This window comes from Pseudomonas sp. MDT1-16 (assembly GCF_054898115.1).
In genome coordinates this window covers 5,638,854-5,656,943 of the sequence record NZ_CM142717.1, presented here as the reverse complement: position 1 = coordinate 5,656,943, position 18,090 = coordinate 5,638,854, and the positions used below count along the sequence as shown (strand labels likewise).

General features: G+C 58.5%; 16 protein-coding genes and 1 pseudogene. 4 read left to right on the top strand and 13 right to left on the bottom strand.

Going from position 1 to position 18,090, the window contains the following annotated elements; translation table 11 throughout:
* Nucleotides 1-25: 25 nt before the first annotated feature.
* The 11 genes and pseudogenes from ACYZT3_RS26140 to exaC all read right to left on the bottom strand — a co-directional run bounded on the left by ACYZT3_RS26140 (nucleotide 26) and on the right by exaC (nucleotide 11,469).
* Nucleotides 26-1,087, bottom strand: a complete 1,062-nt coding sequence (locus ACYZT3_RS26140) for a PDDEXK nuclease domain-containing protein (RefSeq protein WP_462031049.1) — start codon at nucleotides 1,085-1,087, stop codon at nucleotides 26-28.
* 232 nt (nucleotides 1,088-1,319) lie between these two features.
* Nucleotides 1,320-1,559 (bottom strand): annotated as a pseudogene (locus ACYZT3_RS26135) (type II toxin-antitoxin system RelB/DinJ family antitoxin).
* Nucleotides 1,560-2,053: 494 nt separating this feature from the next.
* Nucleotides 2,054-2,806, bottom strand: a complete 753-nt coding sequence (locus ACYZT3_RS26130) for a S24 family peptidase (protein WP_449645160.1) — start codon at nucleotides 2,804-2,806, stop codon at nucleotides 2,054-2,056.
* A 222-nt stretch (nucleotides 2,807-3,028) separates the two neighbouring features.
* Entirely contained in the window at nucleotides 3,029-3,556 is a 528-nt protein-coding gene (ppa, locus tag ACYZT3_RS26125) for an inorganic diphosphatase (RefSeq protein ID WP_282379152.1), read from the bottom strand.
* A 273-nt stretch (nucleotides 3,557-3,829) separates the two neighbouring features.
* Nucleotides 3,830-4,642, bottom strand: coding sequence for a M90 family metallopeptidase (locus ACYZT3_RS26120; protein ID WP_462031048.1), 813 nt, complete (start codon nucleotides 4,640-4,642; stop codon nucleotides 3,830-3,832).
* Between the two features lie 6 nt (nucleotides 4,643-4,648).
* Nucleotides 4,649-5,305, bottom strand: a complete 657-nt coding sequence (locus ACYZT3_RS26115; protein ID WP_282379148.1) for a DedA family protein — start codon at nucleotides 5,303-5,305, stop codon at nucleotides 4,649-4,651.
* Between the two features lie 219 nt (nucleotides 5,306-5,524).
* Entirely contained in the window at nucleotides 5,525-5,986 is a 462-nt protein-coding gene (locus tag ACYZT3_RS26110) for a GNAT family N-acetyltransferase (RefSeq protein ID WP_462031047.1), read from the bottom strand.
* Between the two features lie 118 nt (nucleotides 5,987-6,104).
* Nucleotides 6,105-6,929, bottom strand: coding sequence for an ethanolamine ammonia-lyase subunit EutC (eutC, locus tag ACYZT3_RS26105; RefSeq protein WP_462031046.1), 825 nt, complete (start codon nucleotides 6,927-6,929; stop codon nucleotides 6,105-6,107).
* 8 nt (nucleotides 6,930-6,937) lie between these two features.
* Nucleotides 6,938-8,332 carry an ethanolamine ammonia-lyase subunit EutB gene (locus tag ACYZT3_RS26100; protein ID WP_462031045.1) on the bottom strand — a complete coding sequence of 465 codons (1,395 nt, stop codon included), beginning with the start codon at nucleotides 8,330-8,332 and terminating at the stop codon, nucleotides 6,938-6,940.
* 51 nt (nucleotides 8,333-8,383) lie between these two features.
* Nucleotides 8,384-9,832: an ethanolamine permease gene (eat, locus tag ACYZT3_RS26095; RefSeq protein ID WP_462031044.1), complete on the bottom strand. Its 1,449-nt coding sequence runs from the start codon at nucleotides 9,830-9,832 to the stop codon at nucleotides 8,384-8,386.
* A 116-nt stretch (nucleotides 9,833-9,948) separates the two neighbouring features.
* Nucleotides 9,949-11,469, bottom strand: a complete 1,521-nt coding sequence (gene exaC, locus ACYZT3_RS26090; RefSeq protein WP_462031043.1) for an acetaldehyde dehydrogenase ExaC — start codon at nucleotides 11,467-11,469, stop codon at nucleotides 9,949-9,951.
* Nucleotides 11,470-11,769: 300 nt separating this feature from the next.
* Here exaC and ACYZT3_RS26085 point away from each other — a divergent pair, with 300 nt between their 5' ends.
* Nucleotides 11,770-13,683, top strand: coding sequence for a sigma-54-dependent Fis family transcriptional regulator (locus tag ACYZT3_RS26085; protein WP_462031042.1), 1,914 nt, complete (start codon nucleotides 11,770-11,772; stop codon nucleotides 13,681-13,683).
* 36 nt (nucleotides 13,684-13,719) lie between these two features.
* On the opposite strand, the gene ACYZT3_RS26080 is transcribed toward ACYZT3_RS26085, so the two are convergent.
* Entirely contained in the window at nucleotides 13,720-14,871 is a 1,152-nt protein-coding gene (locus ACYZT3_RS26080) for a J domain-containing protein (protein WP_282379128.1), read from the bottom strand.
* A gap of 197 nt (nucleotides 14,872-15,068) precedes the next feature.
* Here ACYZT3_RS26080 and mpl point away from each other — a divergent pair, with 197 nt between their 5' ends.
* The 3 genes from mpl to ACYZT3_RS26065 are packed head-to-tail and all read left to right on the top strand — an operon-like array spanning nucleotide 15,069 to nucleotide 17,324.
* Nucleotides 15,069-16,418 (top strand): UDP-N-acetylmuramate:L-alanyl-gamma-D-glutamyl-meso-diaminopimelate ligase, encoded by a 1,350-nt coding sequence (gene mpl, locus ACYZT3_RS26075; protein ID WP_282379126.1) that lies wholly within the window; start codon nucleotides 15,069-15,071, stop codon nucleotides 16,416-16,418.
* Nucleotides 16,415-17,047 (top strand): flavin prenyltransferase UbiX, encoded by a 633-nt coding sequence (gene ubiX, locus ACYZT3_RS26070; RefSeq protein ID WP_282379124.1) that lies wholly within the window; start codon nucleotides 16,415-16,417, stop codon nucleotides 17,045-17,047. The genes mpl and ubiX overlap by 4 nt, the downstream gene beginning before the upstream one ends.
* Entirely contained in the window at nucleotides 17,040-17,324 is a 285-nt protein-coding gene (locus ACYZT3_RS26065; RefSeq protein WP_282379122.1) for a YceK/YidQ family lipoprotein, read from the top strand. Before ubiX ends, ACYZT3_RS26065 begins: the two co-directional genes overlap by 8 nt.
* Before the next feature lie 122 nt (nucleotides 17,325-17,446).
* On the opposite strand, the gene ACYZT3_RS26060 is transcribed toward ACYZT3_RS26065, so the two are convergent.
* The gene (locus tag ACYZT3_RS26060) at nucleotides 17,447-18,088 is read right to left on the bottom strand and encodes an oxidoreductase (protein WP_462031041.1); all 642 of its coding nucleotides are present in this window, start codon (nucleotides 18,086-18,088) and stop codon (nucleotides 17,447-17,449) included.
* Between the last annotated feature and the right edge of the window lie 2 nt (nucleotides 18,089-18,090).

Sequence of the window (18,090 nt, the reverse complement as noted above, 5' to 3'; positions counted from 1 at the left end):
CAGTCCCCGATCCTTGGTTGTCCGATTATTGCGATTCGTCCTCCATGAAGGCGTCATCACTGGCCAACTCGCGCTCAATCTGTTCGATGCTGGGCAGGCTGGTTTGAAGCTCTGCCGGCAAGGATTCCACCAACTGGTACTCGGCCACGCCGATAGGGCGGGCGTTATCTCGCAGCGCATATTCGGCTACCACCTTGTTCTTGCTCTTGCATAGTAGAAGGCCGATGGTCGGGCCGTCCTGCGGATGTTTGAGTTGCGCATCCACTGCCGTGAGGTAAAAACTCAGTTGCCCCAAATGCTCCGGTTTGAACTTGCCAGCCTTGAGTTCGATCACCACGTAGCAGCGTAGCTTGAGGTGATAAAACAGTAGATCGATGAAGAACTCGTCACCGCCTACATCCAACAGTACTTGCTGGCCGACGAAAGCAAAGCCTGCGCCCAGTTCCAGTAAGAAGTCGGTGACATGCTTAACCAGAGCGTTCTCGATCTCGCGCTCCTGAGCATCAAGGGTCAAGCCGAGGAAGTCGAAACGGTAGGGATCTTTCAGTGATTCGCGGGCAAGGTCGGATTGCGGTTTGGGCAACTGGCTATCGAAGTTGCTGACGGCCTTGCCGTTGCGCTCCAGCAGACGGGTCTCGATCTGCATTACCAAGATGTTGCGCGACCAGTTGTGCTCGATGGCCTGGGCGGCATACCAGCGGCGGTTTTCAGGACTGGACAATTTGTCCAGAAGCGCTATCTGGTGATACCACGGCAATTGTGCAAGCACCTCTTGCACAAATTCCGCGTCCGGCCACGCGCCAGCAAAAGCGCGCATGTATTTGAGGTTGCGTGGGGAAAACCCTTTCATATCCGGAAAAGCCGCGCGTAAATCCTGAGCTAAGCGGTCGATGACCTTAGTCCCCCAGCCCTGCTGTGTTTGGCGGGTCAAAATATCCTGACCGATCTGCCAGTACAGCAGCACCAGCTCGCGGTTCACCGCCAGAGTGGCGCGCTGCTGGGCATTATGGATGCTGCTTTTAAGATCGATCAGCCAATCGCCGTAACCGTCGGGGGGCATGCTCAGACTAGCGGGGGTGTCGCTCATGCTTTTATCCCTTATGGTTTTTCGGCGGAGCGCGAAGATTAGTCAGCGCTTTTATCGTGCGCAAGCAGGTTGGGCTTTCAAGGATATTTCCTTCAGAAGAAAGGGACGTTGCTTACTTTTAGGCTTCTGTTGCCGAATGCAAGAATAGGTCAGCATTGATGATTGATTCGATCCTGCGCATCTTTCGCTTGGCTTGTTTCACTCTTTCAAAGGGGGACGATCAAATTCGAGGCTATAGGTCATCCAGGCTTACCTTGACTCGCTGGGGGCGGCAAGACGTTCGGTGACCACGGGGATAAGGGCTTCATCCTCTTCGCTGAGTAATGCTGCTTTTGAAAGGTAGTTTCCCGCGTTCGGCGACGTATTGAAGAGTTTGGCGCAGGAGTTCGGAAGGCGTTACCCCGAGCTTTTCCAGCTCAGCAAATGAATGCTGCTTCAGATCATCGTCGATGCGGATGTTGATGGAAGCCATGGTGGATACCTGTAATGACGTTTGTCGTTACGGTGGCAATTGCGGCGCTGGCCCGACAACCCCTCATTCAGAGTTTCAGATGACAGGCATGCTTTCTTCCAGACATTAAAAAGCCGGCTTGTGGCCGGCTTCTCGGGGACTGGCTTGGTTCATTTTTGGTAAACCGCGCCAGCCTTCAAAACGTACACCCGGATCTTGCGTCCGGCTGTGGGACTTGGCGAGAAAATCATCTGCCTTGTCGGTGCGACTCTCCGCCGCGGGGCGGGTCGATGCGCAAATGTGGGGCGCAGCATACTGATTTTTTGGGGGAATTCCCAGCGTGGCGTGCGCCCTAGAGCGATTGCGGTTACGTGTAGCAGCTGGCGAAGCCTGCGTTCGGCTGCGCAGCAGTCGTCAATCCTGCAGGCACGGTCTGTCTGATTCTCCGCGCTGCATGGTTTACGACTGCTGCGCAGCCGAACGCAGGCTTCGCCAGCTGCTACAAGGTTATGTGTTTACAGAAAAGGTACGGGTGGCCTGCGTTTATTCAGGGTCGACCACCAGAACACCCATCCCAGGACCCTTATGTTTTGTTCTTCGATTTGCGGAGGTCTGAAGACTTCATCCGGGTATTCGGAGCTGTTGTGGCTGCGCATGCGTATTGCGTTGCCTGGTACCCGGCTCAGGTATTTGATGCGCAACATGCCGTCGTGCTCGATTGCGTAAATCTCTCCGTCGACAATTTGCGTGAGCCCGCGGTCGATGGCGACGATGGAGCCGTCTTCAATTTTTTCGGCCATGCTATTGCCAACCATGCGGGCACAGATGGCATCGGCGTGGTTGATTTCCAGGGAGTCAAGATCGCGGCGCGGCAGGCGGATCGATTCGCTGGGGTCTTTGATGACATGGGTTTTGTCGGAGCCGGGGGCAGTGGCCGCTTCTTTGTAAAAGGGTAGTTCGATATCGACTGGCTCGATGACCCGATAGGCGCCCCGGATTGACTGGGCGTCGAAGGTGTTGCCGGATGCGTCGATCAGATGCAATTCCCTGGCGTCTTGCGGTCCTTCGCCGGATTTCAGCCATTCAGTGTTCACGGACAGTCTTCTGGCGACGTCCTCCATACGGTAGTCAGGAACTCCGCGGGTATACCAGTTATGGACAGTTTGAGGGTCGGAAATGCCCAGGAATTCGGCAAATCTCGTTGTCGTGATTTGGAGCTCTTTCAGGAGCATTCTGAATCGTGGACCGCAGGTTTTGTTCTTTTTCATAAACACGAGTCTAGCCGTGCGGCATAAGGCTTTGATTCAACAAAACGTTCAAATCTAGCGTCAAATTTAAGTCCTGATGTAAGACGTCTTTTGTAAAAATTAAACAAGAAAAAACCGGTTTGCCCGCCAGTTAAATGTGCTGTTGAATGTGATATTCAAACGCCCACAAAAAACCCCGGATCAACCGGGGTTCTTCGTAGAAGCTGATGTCAGCCGCGGCAATCAGCCTTTATAGGCAGCAACCGACTTCATGATCTCGGTACGAGCGGCTTCTGCGTCGCCCCAACCTTCGATCTTCACCCATTTGCCCTTTTCGAGGTCTTTGTAGTTCTCGAAGAAGTGCTTGATCTGTTCCAGCAGCAGAGGTGGCAGATCGGTGTATTCCTTCACGTCGACGTACAGCTGGGACAGCTTGTCGTGAGGGACTGCGATGACTTTGGCATCGCCGCCGCCGTCGTCGGTCATGTGCAGGATGCCGACCGGACGGGCGCGGATGACCGAACCTGGAGTAACCGGGTAAGGGGTCACGACCAGCACGTCGAGGGGGTCACCATCGTCAGCCAGGGTGTTCGGGATGAAACCGTAGTTGGCCGGGTAGAACATCGGGGTGGCCATGAAACGGTCAACGAACAGGCAATCGCTGTCTTTGTCGATTTCGTATTTGATCGGCGCGTGGTTGGCCGGAATCTCGATCGCGACGTAGATGTCGTTCGGCAGGTCTTTGCCAGCCGGAATCTTGCTGTAGCTCATTGGGCGGTGCCCCCGTTAGTTGACCAAAAACACTTGGCCGGATTGACCAAAAAGTGGCGGCGATTATAGGCATATTCCGCCGCCGATGCCACGATCCAAGGGTCGTAGAGACCCGGGTGTCCTGTCTCACCGATACTGTCGCTTTTTGACGGCGTCCGTTGCGACCATGCTGCGTTGCCGCTCTTCGCCATAGCCAGCTATGACTCGTCGCGGCGCCTTGCCTGGCCACAACGGCCACTCGCCAAAAGAGCAACGTATCGGTGAGACAGGACACTAGTCGTGTGCCTGATAGACCGGGTTCTCGGCCAGAAGTTGCCGCAGCCGGGCCAGCGGGTCCTGGCGGTAAAACAGCTTCAGCTGTTCATAGACCTGAGGATACGCCTCGTGCAGCAAATCCGGGGCACTGAAGAAGTATTCGCTGGTGACCGCGAAGAATTCGGCGGGGTTTTCCGCAGCGTACGGGTCGATGGCGGTTTCCGCGTCGGGATTGCGGTCCAGTTGCCGATCAAGGTCGTCGTAGGCCTCTTGCATGACCTTGGCCCAGTCGCTGACCCGCATGTCAGCGTGCAGCGGCGGCAGGCCGTTGGCGTCGCCGTTGAGCATGTCGAGTTTGTGCGCGAGTTCGTGGATCACCAGGTTGTAGCCTTCCCAGCCACCGCTGGCCATCACGCCAGGCCAGGCGAGGATGATCGGGCCTTGTTGCCAGGCTTCGCCGCTGTGTTCGCCATCCCATTCGTGTTCGACACCACTGGCATCGCGATGGCGTTGGGGGCTGAGGAAGTCGTCGGGATAGAGGACGATTTCGTGGAAGCCCTGATACCAGTTCAAATCGCCCAGATGGAGCAATGGCAATTGCGCCTGGGCGGCCAGCAGCAGGCGTTGTTCTTGGTGAAGTTCGACGCCGGGCAAGGCGGTCAGGTGCTTGTCTTCGAGGAACAGCACGCTGGCTTCGCGCAACCACTGGTCTTCGGCGGCGCTGATGCCATCGAGAAAACTCAGGTGATGGCGCACCCGCTGCCACCTGTCGTCGGCAATCGGATGCTTGGCCAGGAGGCGTCGGCGACGCCAGGCGCTAAGGGACCACATGGGGAATCAGCGTGATTGGGGTTTGGACGCGGCGTTGCCGAAGCGGCTGCGGACGATGCCGATGATCATCGGAACCAGCGACAGCAAGATGATGCCCACGACCAGCAGCGACAGGTTTTGCTTGATGAACGGTACGTTTCCGAAGAAATAACCGAGGGTCACCAGGCCACCGACCCACAGGAGGGTGCCGAGGACGCTAAAAGCCAAGAAACGCAGGTAAGGCATTTTGGCCACTCCGGCGACGAACGGTGCAAAGGTGCGGATGATTGGCAGGAAGCGCGCCAGGGTCACAGTTTTGCCGCCGTGCTTGTCGTAAAAGTCGTGGGTTTGTTGCAGGTAGTCGCGGCGGAAGATTTTTGAGTTCGGATTGCTGAAAAGCTTCTCGCCGGCCGTACGTCCGATGACGTAGTTGGTGCTGTCGCCGAGAATCGCCGCCAGCATCAGCAAGCCGCCCAGCAACACCGGGTCCATGCCACCACCAGCCGCTACTGCGCCAGCAATGAACAACAGGGAATCGCCCGGCAGGAACGGCATCACCACCAGACCGGTTTCGCAGAAGATCACCAGGAACAGAATGGCGTAAATCCATGGCCCGTAGTTGTTTACCAGCAAATCGAGGTAAACATCGAGATGCAGGATAAGGTCGAGCGGGTTGAAATCCATGGAGAGCACCTGTGGTGACGGCCCGACTCGGCAGGCTTGTGCGGATGACTTCGCGAAAGGCTACAGGCGGGTGTAGTTTTTCTTACAAGCCGGAAAGGTCCGCATTATACGGGCTGAGAGGTGAAAAGCGCGTTGAGTTTGTAGCGGGGGATTTCGGAGCGCAGTGAGGAGAAAATCGCAGCCTCAGGCCATACCCATGAGGGCTGCGATCTTTTCGGCTTACAGCTCGTCGCTGATTGGCAACACGTAGTTCTTGAACTCGGTGTCTTCCTTGAACCCGATGGATTCGTAGGTTTTTTGCGCGACTTCGTTATTGCTGCTGGTGGAAACGCGCATGCGCACGGCATTGGTTTCCTTGGCCATTTTCTTCGCGGTGCGGATGAGGTTGTCGGCCACCAACTGGCGGCGGGCCTCTTCGGCGACGTAGATGTCGTTGAGGATCCAAACGCGCTTAAGCGAAAGGGACGAAAAGCTTGGATACAACTGACAAAAACCAATCAGTTTGTTGCTGTCGTCATCGGCCAGCGCCAGGTAGATCACCGACTCCTTGCGACGCAGGCGTTTCTCGAGGAACGCCCGGGACGAGTCCGGATAGGCCAGGGAGCCATAAAACTCGCGATATTTGACGAACAACGGGGTCAGCAGGTCCAGGTGTTCGAGGGTCGCTTGAATAATCCGCATGGTAGGTCTCGTCTTCAAGTGGCTGTCTTCACGTACTCTGACGGCGAACGGTTCTCACTCGGACAGCCGTGCGTCGATCCTGCCTGAAACTGGATCAGAAACGCAATGCGGAAACGGTTCAGGCTTGCGGCGGACTCAGTAGGAAATTACCTTTCATGCCTGCTCCTGCGTCCGACTCCAGTGTCTGAATCTGGGCTTCGTCCTTTAGATTGACCCCTGACAACTGCCGCCGGCAGGCCTCGCGCATCAAATACAGCAAACGGTGTGCCGCCATGCCATAACTCAGGCCTTCGAGGCGGACATTGGAGATGCAGTTGCGATAGGCATCCGTCAGCCCGATCCTGGGATTGTAGGTGAAATACAGCCCCAGGCTGTCCGGGGAACTGAGGCCAGGGCGTTCGCCGATCAGGATCACCACCATTTTCGCACCCAGCAGTTCGCCGATCTCGTCGGCCACCGCGACTCGGCCCTGTTCCACCAAAATCACCGGAGACACAGACCAGCCCTCGGCTGAAACCTGTTCTTCCATCCGCGCCAGAAACGGCAGGGTATGGCGATGAACGGCCAGTGCCGACAAGCCATCGGCGACGACGATCGCCAGATCCACCCCGCCAGGATGGGCCAACGCGTAATCGCGCAGAGTTTGCGCCGACTCGTCACTCAATTTGCGCCCCAAATCGGGGCGCTGCAAATAGCTGTTTCGATCCGCGGCCGCGCTATGCAGCAGCACACTCTCGCGCCCGCATTCGGCCAGTTGCGAGCTCAGCCCTGCAGGGTCGAACGGCAAGTGCACTGCATCCCGCGCTTGAGCGTGGGCGTACTGGAAATCCAGCTGTGCGCTGGTTGGCATGCTGGTGCCAGTTCTACCCAAAGCGATCCGCGCCGGGGTCAGGCGACGCAGTTCCAGCAACGGGTTATGTGGATCAGCGGGTGGTTTATCCATTTCAACACTCATCCCAGTTGCGCCATCGCTTGACGGAAAGCCGGCGGCAGGCTGTCACCGAAGTGAATCTTGCCATCCGCCTGGGTGAAGATGCCCATTTTTGCCAGCCATTGTTCGAATTCCGGCGCCGGTTTCAGGCCCAGGGTTTGGCGGGCGTAGAGGGCGTCGTGGAACGATGTGGTCTGGTAGTTGAGCATGATGTCATCGGAGCCGGGGATGCCCATGATGAAATTGATCCCGGCCACGCCCAGCAGGGTCAGCAGGGTGTCCATGTCGTCCTGGTCGGCTTCGGCGTGGTTGGTGTAACAGATATCGCAACCCATCGGTACGCCCAGCAACTTGCCGCAGAAGTGGTCTTCGAGGCCGGCGCGGATGATCTGTTTACCGTTGTAGAGGTATTCCGGGCCGATGAATCCTACGACGGTGTTCACCAGGAACGGTTTGAAATGTCGGGCCACGGCGTAGGCGCGGGTTTCGCAGGTCTGTTGATCGATGCCGTGGTGGGCGTTGGCTGACAGGGCGCTGCCCTGTCCGGTCTCGAAATACATCAGATTTTGGCCCAGCGTGCCGCGATTCAGGCTCAAACCGGCGTCGTAGCCTTCCTGCAGCACGTTCAGGTTGATACCGAAACTGGCGTTGGCCGCTTCGGTGCCGGCGATCGATTGAAACACCAGGTCCAGCGGGACACCGCGATTCACCGCTTCGATAGACGTGGTGACGTGGGTCAAAACGCAGGCCTGTGTAGGAATTTCGTAGCGCTGAATGATTGCGTCGAGCATTTCCAGCATGGCGCAGATCGAAGCGATGCTGTCGGTGGCCGGGTTGATGCCGATCATCGCGTCGCCATTGCCATACAGCAGGCCGTCCAAAACGCTCGCGGCGATGCCGGCCGGTTCGTCAGTGGGGTGGTTGGGTTGCAGGCGTGTGGATAACCGGCCGCGCAAACCCATCGTGCCGCGAAACTGTGTGACCACGCGAATTTTCTGAGCCACCAGCACCAGATCCTGCACGCGCATGACTTTTGACACGGCGGCGGCCATTTCCGGGGTCAGGCCGGGGGCGAGGGTGCGCAGGCTCTGTTCATCGGCGGCGTCGCTGAGCAGCCAGTCGCGGAACCCACCGACGGTGAGGTGGCTGACCGTAGCGAAGGCTTGTTTGTCGTGAGTGTCGATGATCAGTCGGGTGACTTCATCGGCCTCATAAGGAATCAGCACTTCCTGTAGGAAATGAGTGAGCGGGATGTCAGCCAAGGCCATCTGCGCGGCAACGCGCTCGCCATCGTTAAGTGCCGCGACGCCAGCCAGGAAATCCCCTGAACGTGCCGGACTGGCCTTGGCCATCACCTCCTTGAGGCTTTCGAAGCGATAAGTCAGGCCACCGACAGTGTGAGCAAAACTAGCCATACAGATTCTCCGTGACGGCGCAGATGGGGTCTGCGCCGTAATTTTCGGCCCTTAGTGCAGGGCTTCTTCAGCTTTCTGAATAGCCGCGAATTCTTCTTCGGGCGTGCCTGCTACGAGGTGATGCCGACTGTAGAAGGCAAAGTAAGCAATTAACACTCCATAGATGATCGCAGCGCCAATCACTACACGCGGGTCCACCAGAAAACCCGCCACCACGGCGATGCAAGCCAGCACCAGCGCGACACCCGAGGTGAAGATACCGCCCGGCGTGCGATATGGCCGGTCCATTTTGGGGCGCCGAATACGCAGTGTGATGTGCGCCGCCATCATCAAGACGTAAGAAATGGTCGCGCCGAACACTGCCACCAGAATCAGCAAGTCACCCTGACCGGTCAGCGACAAGCCGAATCCGATGATGCCGGGAATAATCAGTGCCAATACGGGAGCCTTGCTTTTGTTGGTTTCTGACAGTTTGCGCGGCAGGTAGCCGGCGCGGGACAGCGCAAAGATCTGCCGCGAGTAGGCGTAGATGATCGAGAAGAAACTGGCGATCAGGCCCGCGAGGCCCACCAGATTGACGAAGTGGCCCATCCAGGTCGAGCCGCCATAGGCTTTGCTCAGCGCTTCGACCAACGGGTTACCCGAGGTCATCAACGCATTGGCGCCCGCACCGCCAGGGCCAATTACCAGAATCAGCAGGGCAAAGGTCACCAGCACCAGCATTGCGCCAATCAACCCGCGTGGCAGGTCGCGTTTCGGGTTTTTGGTTTCTTCTGCCGCCAGTGGCACACCTTCAACAGCCAGGAAAAACCAGATCGCGTAGGGAATGGCCGCCCACACGCCGACGTAGCCGAACGGCAGGAAGCTGCTGGCGCCCCTGGCCTCGGTCACCGGGATGTCGAGCAGGTTGGCGACGCTGAAGTGCGGCACCATCGCCACCAAAAATACACCCAGCGCCAGGGCGGCGACGGCGGTGATGACGAACATCAGTTTCAGGGCTTCGCCGACCCCGAAAATGTGGATGGCGATAAAGATGATGTAGAACGCCAGGTAAATCATCCAGCCACCGATGCCGAACAGTGACTCGCAATAGGCGCCGATAAATACCGCGATCGCTGCGGGTGCGATGGCGTATTCGATCAGGATCGCGGTACCCGTCAGGAATCCGCCCCAGGGGCCGAATGCGCTACGGGCAAAACCGTAGCCGCCACCGGCGGTAGGGATCATGGACGACAGTTCCGCCAAGGAAAAGCACATACACAGGTACATGGTCGCCATCAGCAACGTGGCGATAAACATGCCGCCCCAGCCACCCTGGGCCAGTCCGAAGTTCCATCCTGCGTAATCGCCCGAGATGACGTAGGCCACGCCCAGACCCACTAGCAGGACCCAGCCTGCCGCACCTTTTTTCAGTTCCCGTTGCTGGAAATAGTCGGAGTCGACTTTTTCGAAGTCGACCGAGGAGGTAGCCGGCTGCACGCTGGCTTGATCGCTACGCATAGGAGTTCACCTGTTCTTATTGTTTTTGGCCGGCGTGGTGCCGGGTTGGCACGAAGGCCCGAGGTGCAAGCAAGCTCACTCCCACAAGGAGAGTGGCTTGCTTGCGGCAGACGCTTTTAGAAGAAGCCCAGTGGATTGATGTCGTAGCTCACCAACAGGTTTTTGGTCTGCTGATAGTGGTCGAGCATCATTTTGTGGGTTTCACGACCGACGCCGGATTTTTTGTAACCGCCGAACGCGGCGTGCGCCGGGTACAGGTGGTAGCAGTTGGTCCACACACGACCGGCCTTGATGGCGCGGCCCATGCGATAGGCGCGGTTGATGTCGCGGGTCCAGAGACCGGCACCCAGGCCGAACTCGGTGTCGTTGGCGATGGCCAGGGCTTCGGCTTCGTCTTTGAAAGTGGTGATGCTCACCACCGGGCCAAAGATTTCTTCCTGGAATACACGCATTTTGTTGGTGCCCTTGAGCAGGGTCGGCTGGATGTAGTACCCGGTCGCCAGGTTGCCCTCGAGTTTTTCCACCTTGCCGCCGGTCAGCAGCTCGGCGCCTTCGCTCTTGGCGATTTCCAGGTACGAAAGGATTTTATCGAATTGCTGCTCGGACGCCTGGGCGCCGACCATGGTGTCGGTGTCCAGCGGGTCGCCACGTTTGATCGACAGGACTTTTTTCATCACGACTTTCATGAAGTCGTCGTAGATCGACTCTTGCACCAGCGCGCGGGACGGGCAGGTGCAGACTTCGCCCTGGTTGAAGAACGCCAGCACCAGGCCTTCGGCGGCTTTTTCGATGAAGGTTTCTTCGGCTTGCATGATGTCGGCGAAGAAGATGTTCGGCGACTTGCCGCCCAGCTCCACGGTGGACGGAATGATGTTTTCGGCGGCGCATTTCATGATGTGCGAGCCGACCGGGGTCGAGCCGGTGAAGGCGATCTTGGCAATGCGTTTGCTGGTGGCCAGCGCTTCGCCAGCTTCTTTGCCGAAGCCTTGTACTACGTTCAGCACGCCCGGCGGCAGCAGGTCGCCGATCAGCTCCATCAGCACGGTAATGCCCAGTGGCGTTTGTTCGGCCGGCTTGAGCACCACGCAGTTACCGGCCGCCAGGGCCGGGGCGAGTTTCCAGGCGGCCATCAGGATCGGGAAGTTCCACGGGATGATCTGCCCGACCACGCCCAATGGTTCATGGATGTGATAGGCCACAGTGTTGCCATCGATCTCGGCGGCGCTGCCTTCCTGGGCGCGGATGCAACCGGCGTAGTAGCGGAAGTGGTCGGCTGCCAGCGGGATGTCGGCGTTGAGGGTTTCGCGCACGGCTTTGCCGTTGTCCCAGGACTCGGTGATTGCAAGGACTTCCAGGTTCTGTTCGATGCGGTCGGCGATTTTCAGCAGCACCAGCGAGCGAGCCTGGACGGACGTGGCGCCCCAGGCATCGGCGGCCGCGTGGGCAGCGTCCAGGGCTTTGTCGATGTCTTCGGCCGTGGAGCGCGGGAATTCGGCAATCGGTTGGCCATTCACTGGCGAGGTATTGGTGAAGTACTGACCTTTAACAGGCGCGACGAACTCGCCGCCGATGTAGTTACCGTATTTGCTCTTGAACGAAACGATAGCGCCTTCAGTACCGGGGTGAGCGTAACGCATGGTGAATTCTCCTTGGCTTTTGTGCTTATAAGGGAGAGCGCATGTGCGCTTGCTATAAGCGTAGAGCAAAGGTCGGGCCACTGCCTTGCAGGTCAGGCAAATCAAGGCCTTACACAGTTTTTGTCGGACCGGTGGACGTTGCCTGTGACGCTTTCGGTACAGCCTTGATGACACTTTGTACCGCTTCTGGCACAACGTGTGACGGGGCGGTCTCGCCAGCATTGCAATGCTCCGTTGGCTGGAGGATGCTGGGCGTCACCTCACGCACGGGTCGCCGAGCCCCGGGGAGAACAATAAGAAATGCACGACAACCATTTGAGTCGCCATGCCCAGCAGGTGCTGACCGTCACTCAGGGGAAAACCCACCTGCACGGTCCCGGCAGCGATCCGTCGATTGCCCGTTCCTGGCTGCGTTGTCTTGAGGATTATCACCTCGACCCGGCCCTGGCCATGGCACCCACGGTGCTGGAACATGGCCGCGTACTGGAAAGCCGCGAGCGCTTGCAGCAAGTGCTGCACATCGCCGGCAGCGAAATGACCAGCCTTCATCAGCAACTCTCCGGCGCCGGCCATGCGGTCTTGCTGACCGACGCCCGCGGCGTGATCCTCAACTGCGTCACCGCACCGGCTGAACGGAAGATCTTCGAACGCGCCGGCCTCTGGCTCGGCGCTGACTGGAGTGAAGCGTGCGAAGGCACGAACGGCATCGGCACCTGTCTGGTGGAACGTCAGTCCCTGACCATCCATCAAGACGAGCACTTTCGCGGCCGTCACACCGGGTTGACCTGCTCGGCGAGCCCGGTGTTCGACCCTCACGGCGAACTGCTGGCGGTGCTCGACGTGTCCTCGGCGCGCCACGAAGTCTCTCGTCAAAGTCAGTTCCACACCATGGCCATGGTCAATCTTTCAGCGAAGATGATCGAGAGCTGCTATTTCCTGCGTTATTTCGACAATCAATGGCTGCTGCGTTTTCACCTTCAGGCCGAATCCGTCGGGTTGTTCAGCGAAGGGTTGCTGGCGTTTGACGGGGAAGGGCGGATCAGCGCGGTCAACCAAAGTGCGCTGAACCTGTTGGGGCATATTCGCGGTGGGCTGCTGGGCAAACCGGTGGAGGCGTTTTTCGACTGCTCGCTGGATGAATTGCTCGGCCGCGCCAGCGTCAATGCCAGCGCCAGTTGGCCGTTGCGCACGCGCGACGGGCGGAGTCTGTTTGCCGTGTTGCGTGGGCAGCCGCGCAGCATTCCGGTGCCGGTGGTGCAAAGCCCGGTGATCGTCGAACCTTCGCGCTTGGCGGGCATTTGTCTGGGCGACACCGGGTTGCAGGAAGACTTCCGCAGATCCTTGCGCGTGTTCGAGCGGGACGTACCGCTACTGATCAACGGCGAAACCGGATCCGGCAAAGAAGCGTTTGCCAAAGCCGTCCACCAGGCCAGCCGGCGGGCAGATAAAGCCTTCGTCGCGCTCAACTGCGCCGCCATCCCCGAAAGCCTGATCGAGAGCGAACTGTTTGGCTATCGCGGCGGCAGCTTTACTGGCGCGCGCAAGGAAGGCATGCGCGGCAAGTTGCAGCAGGCCGATGGCGGGACCTTGTTCCTCGATGAAATCGGCGACATGCCCCTGGCCTTGCAGACCCGACTATTAAGGGTGCTGGAAGACCGTCAGGTGGTGCCGATCGGCGGCGAGCCGGAATCGGTCAATGTGCGGATCATCAGCGCCACTCACCGTAACTTGCTGGAGCGGGTGCAGGACGGCAGCTTCCGCGAAGATTTGTATTACCGGCTCAATGGGCTGGAAGTTGCTTTGCCGGCGTTGCGTGATCGCAGTGATAAGTCCCAGTTGCTCGACTTTTTGCTGGCCGAAGAGGCAGGCGGGGAAACCGTACTGATCGACAGTCCGGCACGCCAGGCGTTGCTGGCCTTCTCCTGGCCGGGGAACGTGCGGCAATTGCGCAATGTGCTGCGCACGTTGGCGGCGTTGTGTGATGGCGGGCGGATTGGCCTTGAGGATTTGCCGACGATGATTCGTCAGGATCGGCTGCTACCGGTCGCTGCCCCTGAACAGCCATCGGAGCATCCGCTGGAGGATGCCGAGCGGCTGGCGCTGCTTAATGCCCTGGAAGAACAGCGCTGGCACATGACCCACACCGCCGAGCAATTGGGCGTCAGCCGCAACACCCTTTATAGAAAGTTGCGCAAGCATGGGATTGCTCGTTAAGGAGCGTGGAGTTGAGTCAAACCCGATGACCGATATTCAGCGGAATAACGAATCCGGGAGCTCGTCGAACTGTTCATCGAACAGGTCCGCTTCAAGGTCCATGGCGTCCATCTCCTTCTGATACTCCCTTTGCGCCTTGAGCCAGGCTTTCAAAATTTTGGGATCCTTCAGTTCTTCGCGCAGGCCGTTCAGCTCTTCGGTGTCGTTGATTAGCCTGTTGAGCTGATATTGGTACTTGCCAGCCAGGTTCTTGGGGGTCACCTCATCGAACGGATCGAGCTGGAATTGCTGTTTGAACGCCAGCTCCCTTTCGAACACTTCGTCTTGCAGCTTTCCGAGTTGCTCGGACAATACCTGGTTGTAATGTTTAAGCCGATCAGCGGGAAGTGCATCAAGGGTGTCTGCGCTGATGTGCTCGATTTCCAATTGCAGTTGCAGCAGATCAAGCAGGTTCCGTTCGCCATAGGCGTGGTTGACTCGTTGCATCAGCACGGTTTTGCGTTCGCGCTCGTCGGGGTCAGTTTCTCGATCGGGGTGCAGGGCACTGGCCAGCTTGCGATAAATCTCGCGCACAGATTGGCTGGCTTGGGCGGCGTCCGCTTCCTGGCGCAGGTGGCTTGCGGTTTTTTTGCCGGTGCTTTGCTGCTGCTGCGCCGTTTGCTCGGTCCACAGGCGCTCGTGCATTTTTTGCGCAATTTCCTCAGCCGATAGCGTGTCGATATCGTCGCCCAAATCAACGCCGAATATCTCTTGCAATCCCTGTTTCAATAACTCGTCGCCTTCACTCGCGTCGGCATCGAAGTCACGACCGCTGTGCTTGTTGTACAGCGCTTTTAAGGTGGCTTTATCTTCATCGGTGTAGTTGCCGCTATCGATCAACGACAAGGTCTGGGCGCAAATTTCCTGAATCAACGTGTGACGATCGGTTTTCGAGAGTTTGATCCGTTCGCTGAGTTCATCCAGAACCTGCACAAGCTCAAGCGAGCGTTGACTAAAGGTGTGGAACTGAGGAATGAACTCCTCGCGCCAGCGTTCAATATATATAGGGGTGGCGGTTTCCCATGCCAGGAGCGTCTGGCGCTGCTTTTCGATTTTTTTGACAAGTCCGTTGAATTTCCGCTGCCCGGCGGACAGTTTTTTCGTGCTTGACCCAGGCGTGATGCTGAGTTGAGACGTCTTGTTATTCATGAGCAGTTTCCGAGCAGTCATCCAGGAGGTAAGGGCGGTATTATCAAGGAAAACCTAGCCGTACTGTGCTGTCCCACAGCGTGGGCCGATTCTGAATGTCGAGTAGCGTAATGGGAAGTCATCGTCGGTCAGTCTAAACACAAGGTGCGATTTCCCCCACCCTACGCTAACCTGCGGCCATGTTTACGAGGTCGACTATGCACATTCATATTCTTGGTATCTGCGGCACTTTCATGGGTTCGATGGCGGTTCTGGCCAAAGAGCTGGGCCATCACGTGACGGGCTCCGATGCCAACGTCTATCCGCCGATGAGCACTCAGCTTGAGGCTCAGGGCATTGAGTTGACCCAAGGTTACGACCCGGCGCAGCTTGATCCGGCACCGGATCTGGTGGTGATTGGCAATGCCATGTCCCGCGGCAACCCGGCTGTCGAATACGTGTTGAACAAAGGCCTGCCGTACGTCTCCGGCCCGCAATGGCTGGCGGACCACGTGCTGCAAGGTCGCTGGGTGCTGGCCGTCGCCGGTACTCACGGCAAAACTACTACCAGCAGCATGCTCGCTTGGGTGCTCGAACACGCGGGCATGAGCCCGGGTTTCCTGATCGGCGGCGTGCCGCAAAACTTTTCGGTGTCCGCTCGCTTGGGTGGCACACCGTTCTTCGTGATCGAAGCCGACGAGTACGACAGCGCGTTCTTCGATAAGCGCTCCAAGTTCGTTCACTACCGCCCGCGCACGGCGATCCTGAACAACCTGGAATACGATCACGCCGACATCTTCCCGGATCTGCCTGCCATCGAGCGTCAATTTCATCATTTGGTGCGGACCATCCCGAGCGAAGGGCTGGTGATCCATCCGACCACCGAGCCTGCATTGCAGCGAGTGATCGAGATGGGCTGCTGGACCCCGGTGCAAACCACCGGTGCCGGCGGTCAATGGCAGGTCAAACTGCACAGCGAAGACGGTTCGAAGTTCGAAGTGATGTTCGAAGGTGTTGCCCAAGGTGTGGTCGAGTGGGACATGACCGGTCAGCACAACGTCGCCAACGCCTTGGCCACATTGGCTGCCGCCCGCCATGTCGGCGTGGTGCCGTCCATGGGCGTCGCTGCTCTGAGCGCATTCAAAAGCGTCAAGCGCCGGATGGAGAAAGTCGCGGAGGTCCGTGGCATTACCATTTACGACGACTTCGCTCACCATCCGACGGCTATTGCGACGACCCTCGACGGCCTGCGCAAGCGCATCGGCGATGCACCGTTGATTGCGATCATCGAGCCGCGCTCCAACTCCATGAAACTCGGTGCTCACCGCGACGGCTTGCCTGAAAGCGTGGTCGATGCCGATCAGGTGATCTGGTACGCGCCGGCCAACCTCGGGTGGGATCTGGGGGCTACCGCCGCGTTGTGCACGGTACCGTCGATCGTCAGCGATTCGCTGGAAGGCATCATCGAGCGTGTGAAGAGCCAGGCCCAGCCCGGCACTCACGTGGTGATCATGAGCAATGGCGGCTTCGGCGGCCTGCACGGCAAACTGGCCGAGGCGCTGCAATGAACAACGGCCCGGAACGCATCACGCTGGCGATGACTGGCGCTTCGGGCGCTCAATATGGTTTGCGCCTGCTGGACTGTCTGGTACGCGAAGACCGCGAGGTGCATTTCCTGATCTCCAAGGCTGCGCAACTGGTGATGGCCACCGAGACTGACGTTACGTTGCCGCCAAAAACCCAAATGATGCAGGCCTTCCTCACCGAGTACACCGGCGCTGCCGCCGGGCAAATTCGCGTGTATGGCAAGGAAGACTGGATGTCACCGGTAGCGTCGGGCTCCGGCTCGCCGGCGGCGATGGTGGTGGTGCCGTGTTCCACGGGGACCTTGTCGGCCATCGCGACGGGAGCCTGCAACAACCTGATCGAGCGTGCCGCCGACGTCACCTTGAAGGAGCGCCGTCAGCTGATTCTGGTGCCGCGGGAGGCGCCGTATTCGAGCATCCATCTGGAGAACATGCTCAAGTTGTCGAACATGGGCGTGACGATTTTGCCGGCGTCGCCAGGCTTTTATCATCAGCCGCAAACCATCGACGACCTGATCGATTTCGTCGTGGCGCGAATTCTTAATCTGCTGAACATTCCCCAGGACATGCTGCCGCGTTGGGGCGAACACCATCTGACCAGCGATGAATAAGCTGCTGACGATTGTACTGGCGTTGCAATTGGCTGGCTGCGCCACGGCGCGCACGCTCGATGCCGCCAAACCGGGGGCGCCAGTGGTGTATTCGGGGACGCGTCTGGATTTGTATGCCATGAACGGCGGCTGCTGCGCCATGGACCGCTTCGGTGCCGAAGCCCCGAGCTATCCGGGTATCGACCTGCCGGCCAGTGCGTTGCTCGACACGCTGCTATTGCCGCTGTCGGTACTGACGGTGATCGGGGTGAGTTTTCAGGCGACGGGCGGGTTGTAGCATTTGATCGTTCCCACGCTCCGCGTGGGAATGCCTCAATGGACGCTCTGCGTCCGCATTGGGACACGGAGCGTCCCGGGCTGCATTCCCACGCAGAGCGTGGGAACGATCTTTGTAGGGCGTTATTTACCTAACTTGCGCAACTCATCCGACTCAACAATCCGCACACCATCCTGCTCTTCCAACGCCAGTCGCCACATGGCTCTGGCCAGTTGACAGGCTTCGATGCCACGGTATTTGCCGGGGATCAAGCGGGATAGCGGCCCGACGAGTTGCTCGGCCATGCGCGGTTCGAGTCGCTCGCCGAGCAGCAACGAAGGTCGGCAAATGGTCAGTTGCGGCCAATCCTGTGCGCGCAGTGCGTATTCCATCTCGCCTTTGACCCGGTTGTAGAAAATCGAGGATCTCCGATCGGCCCCCAAGGCACTGATCACGATCAGGTGCCGTGCACCCATTTCCCGCGCACGTTTGGCGAACGCCACCACCATGTCCAGGTCCACTGCGCGAAACGCCTGTTCCGAGCCGGCCTGCTTGAGGGTGGTGCCGAGGCAGCAGTAGGCGATGTCGACGCGACCGTTCAGTTGCGGCAGGAACACCGCCGGGTCGCCGACTGGGTTGTCCAGATGGGGATGCTCGGCCAGTGGCCGGCGTGAGGGGGCTAGTACCCTTGAAATCGTTGGCTCATTGAGCAGACGATCAAGCAAATGTTCACCCGTTAACCCGGTAGCTCCGGCAAGCAATACATGCTGAGGCGTCAAGTACATAG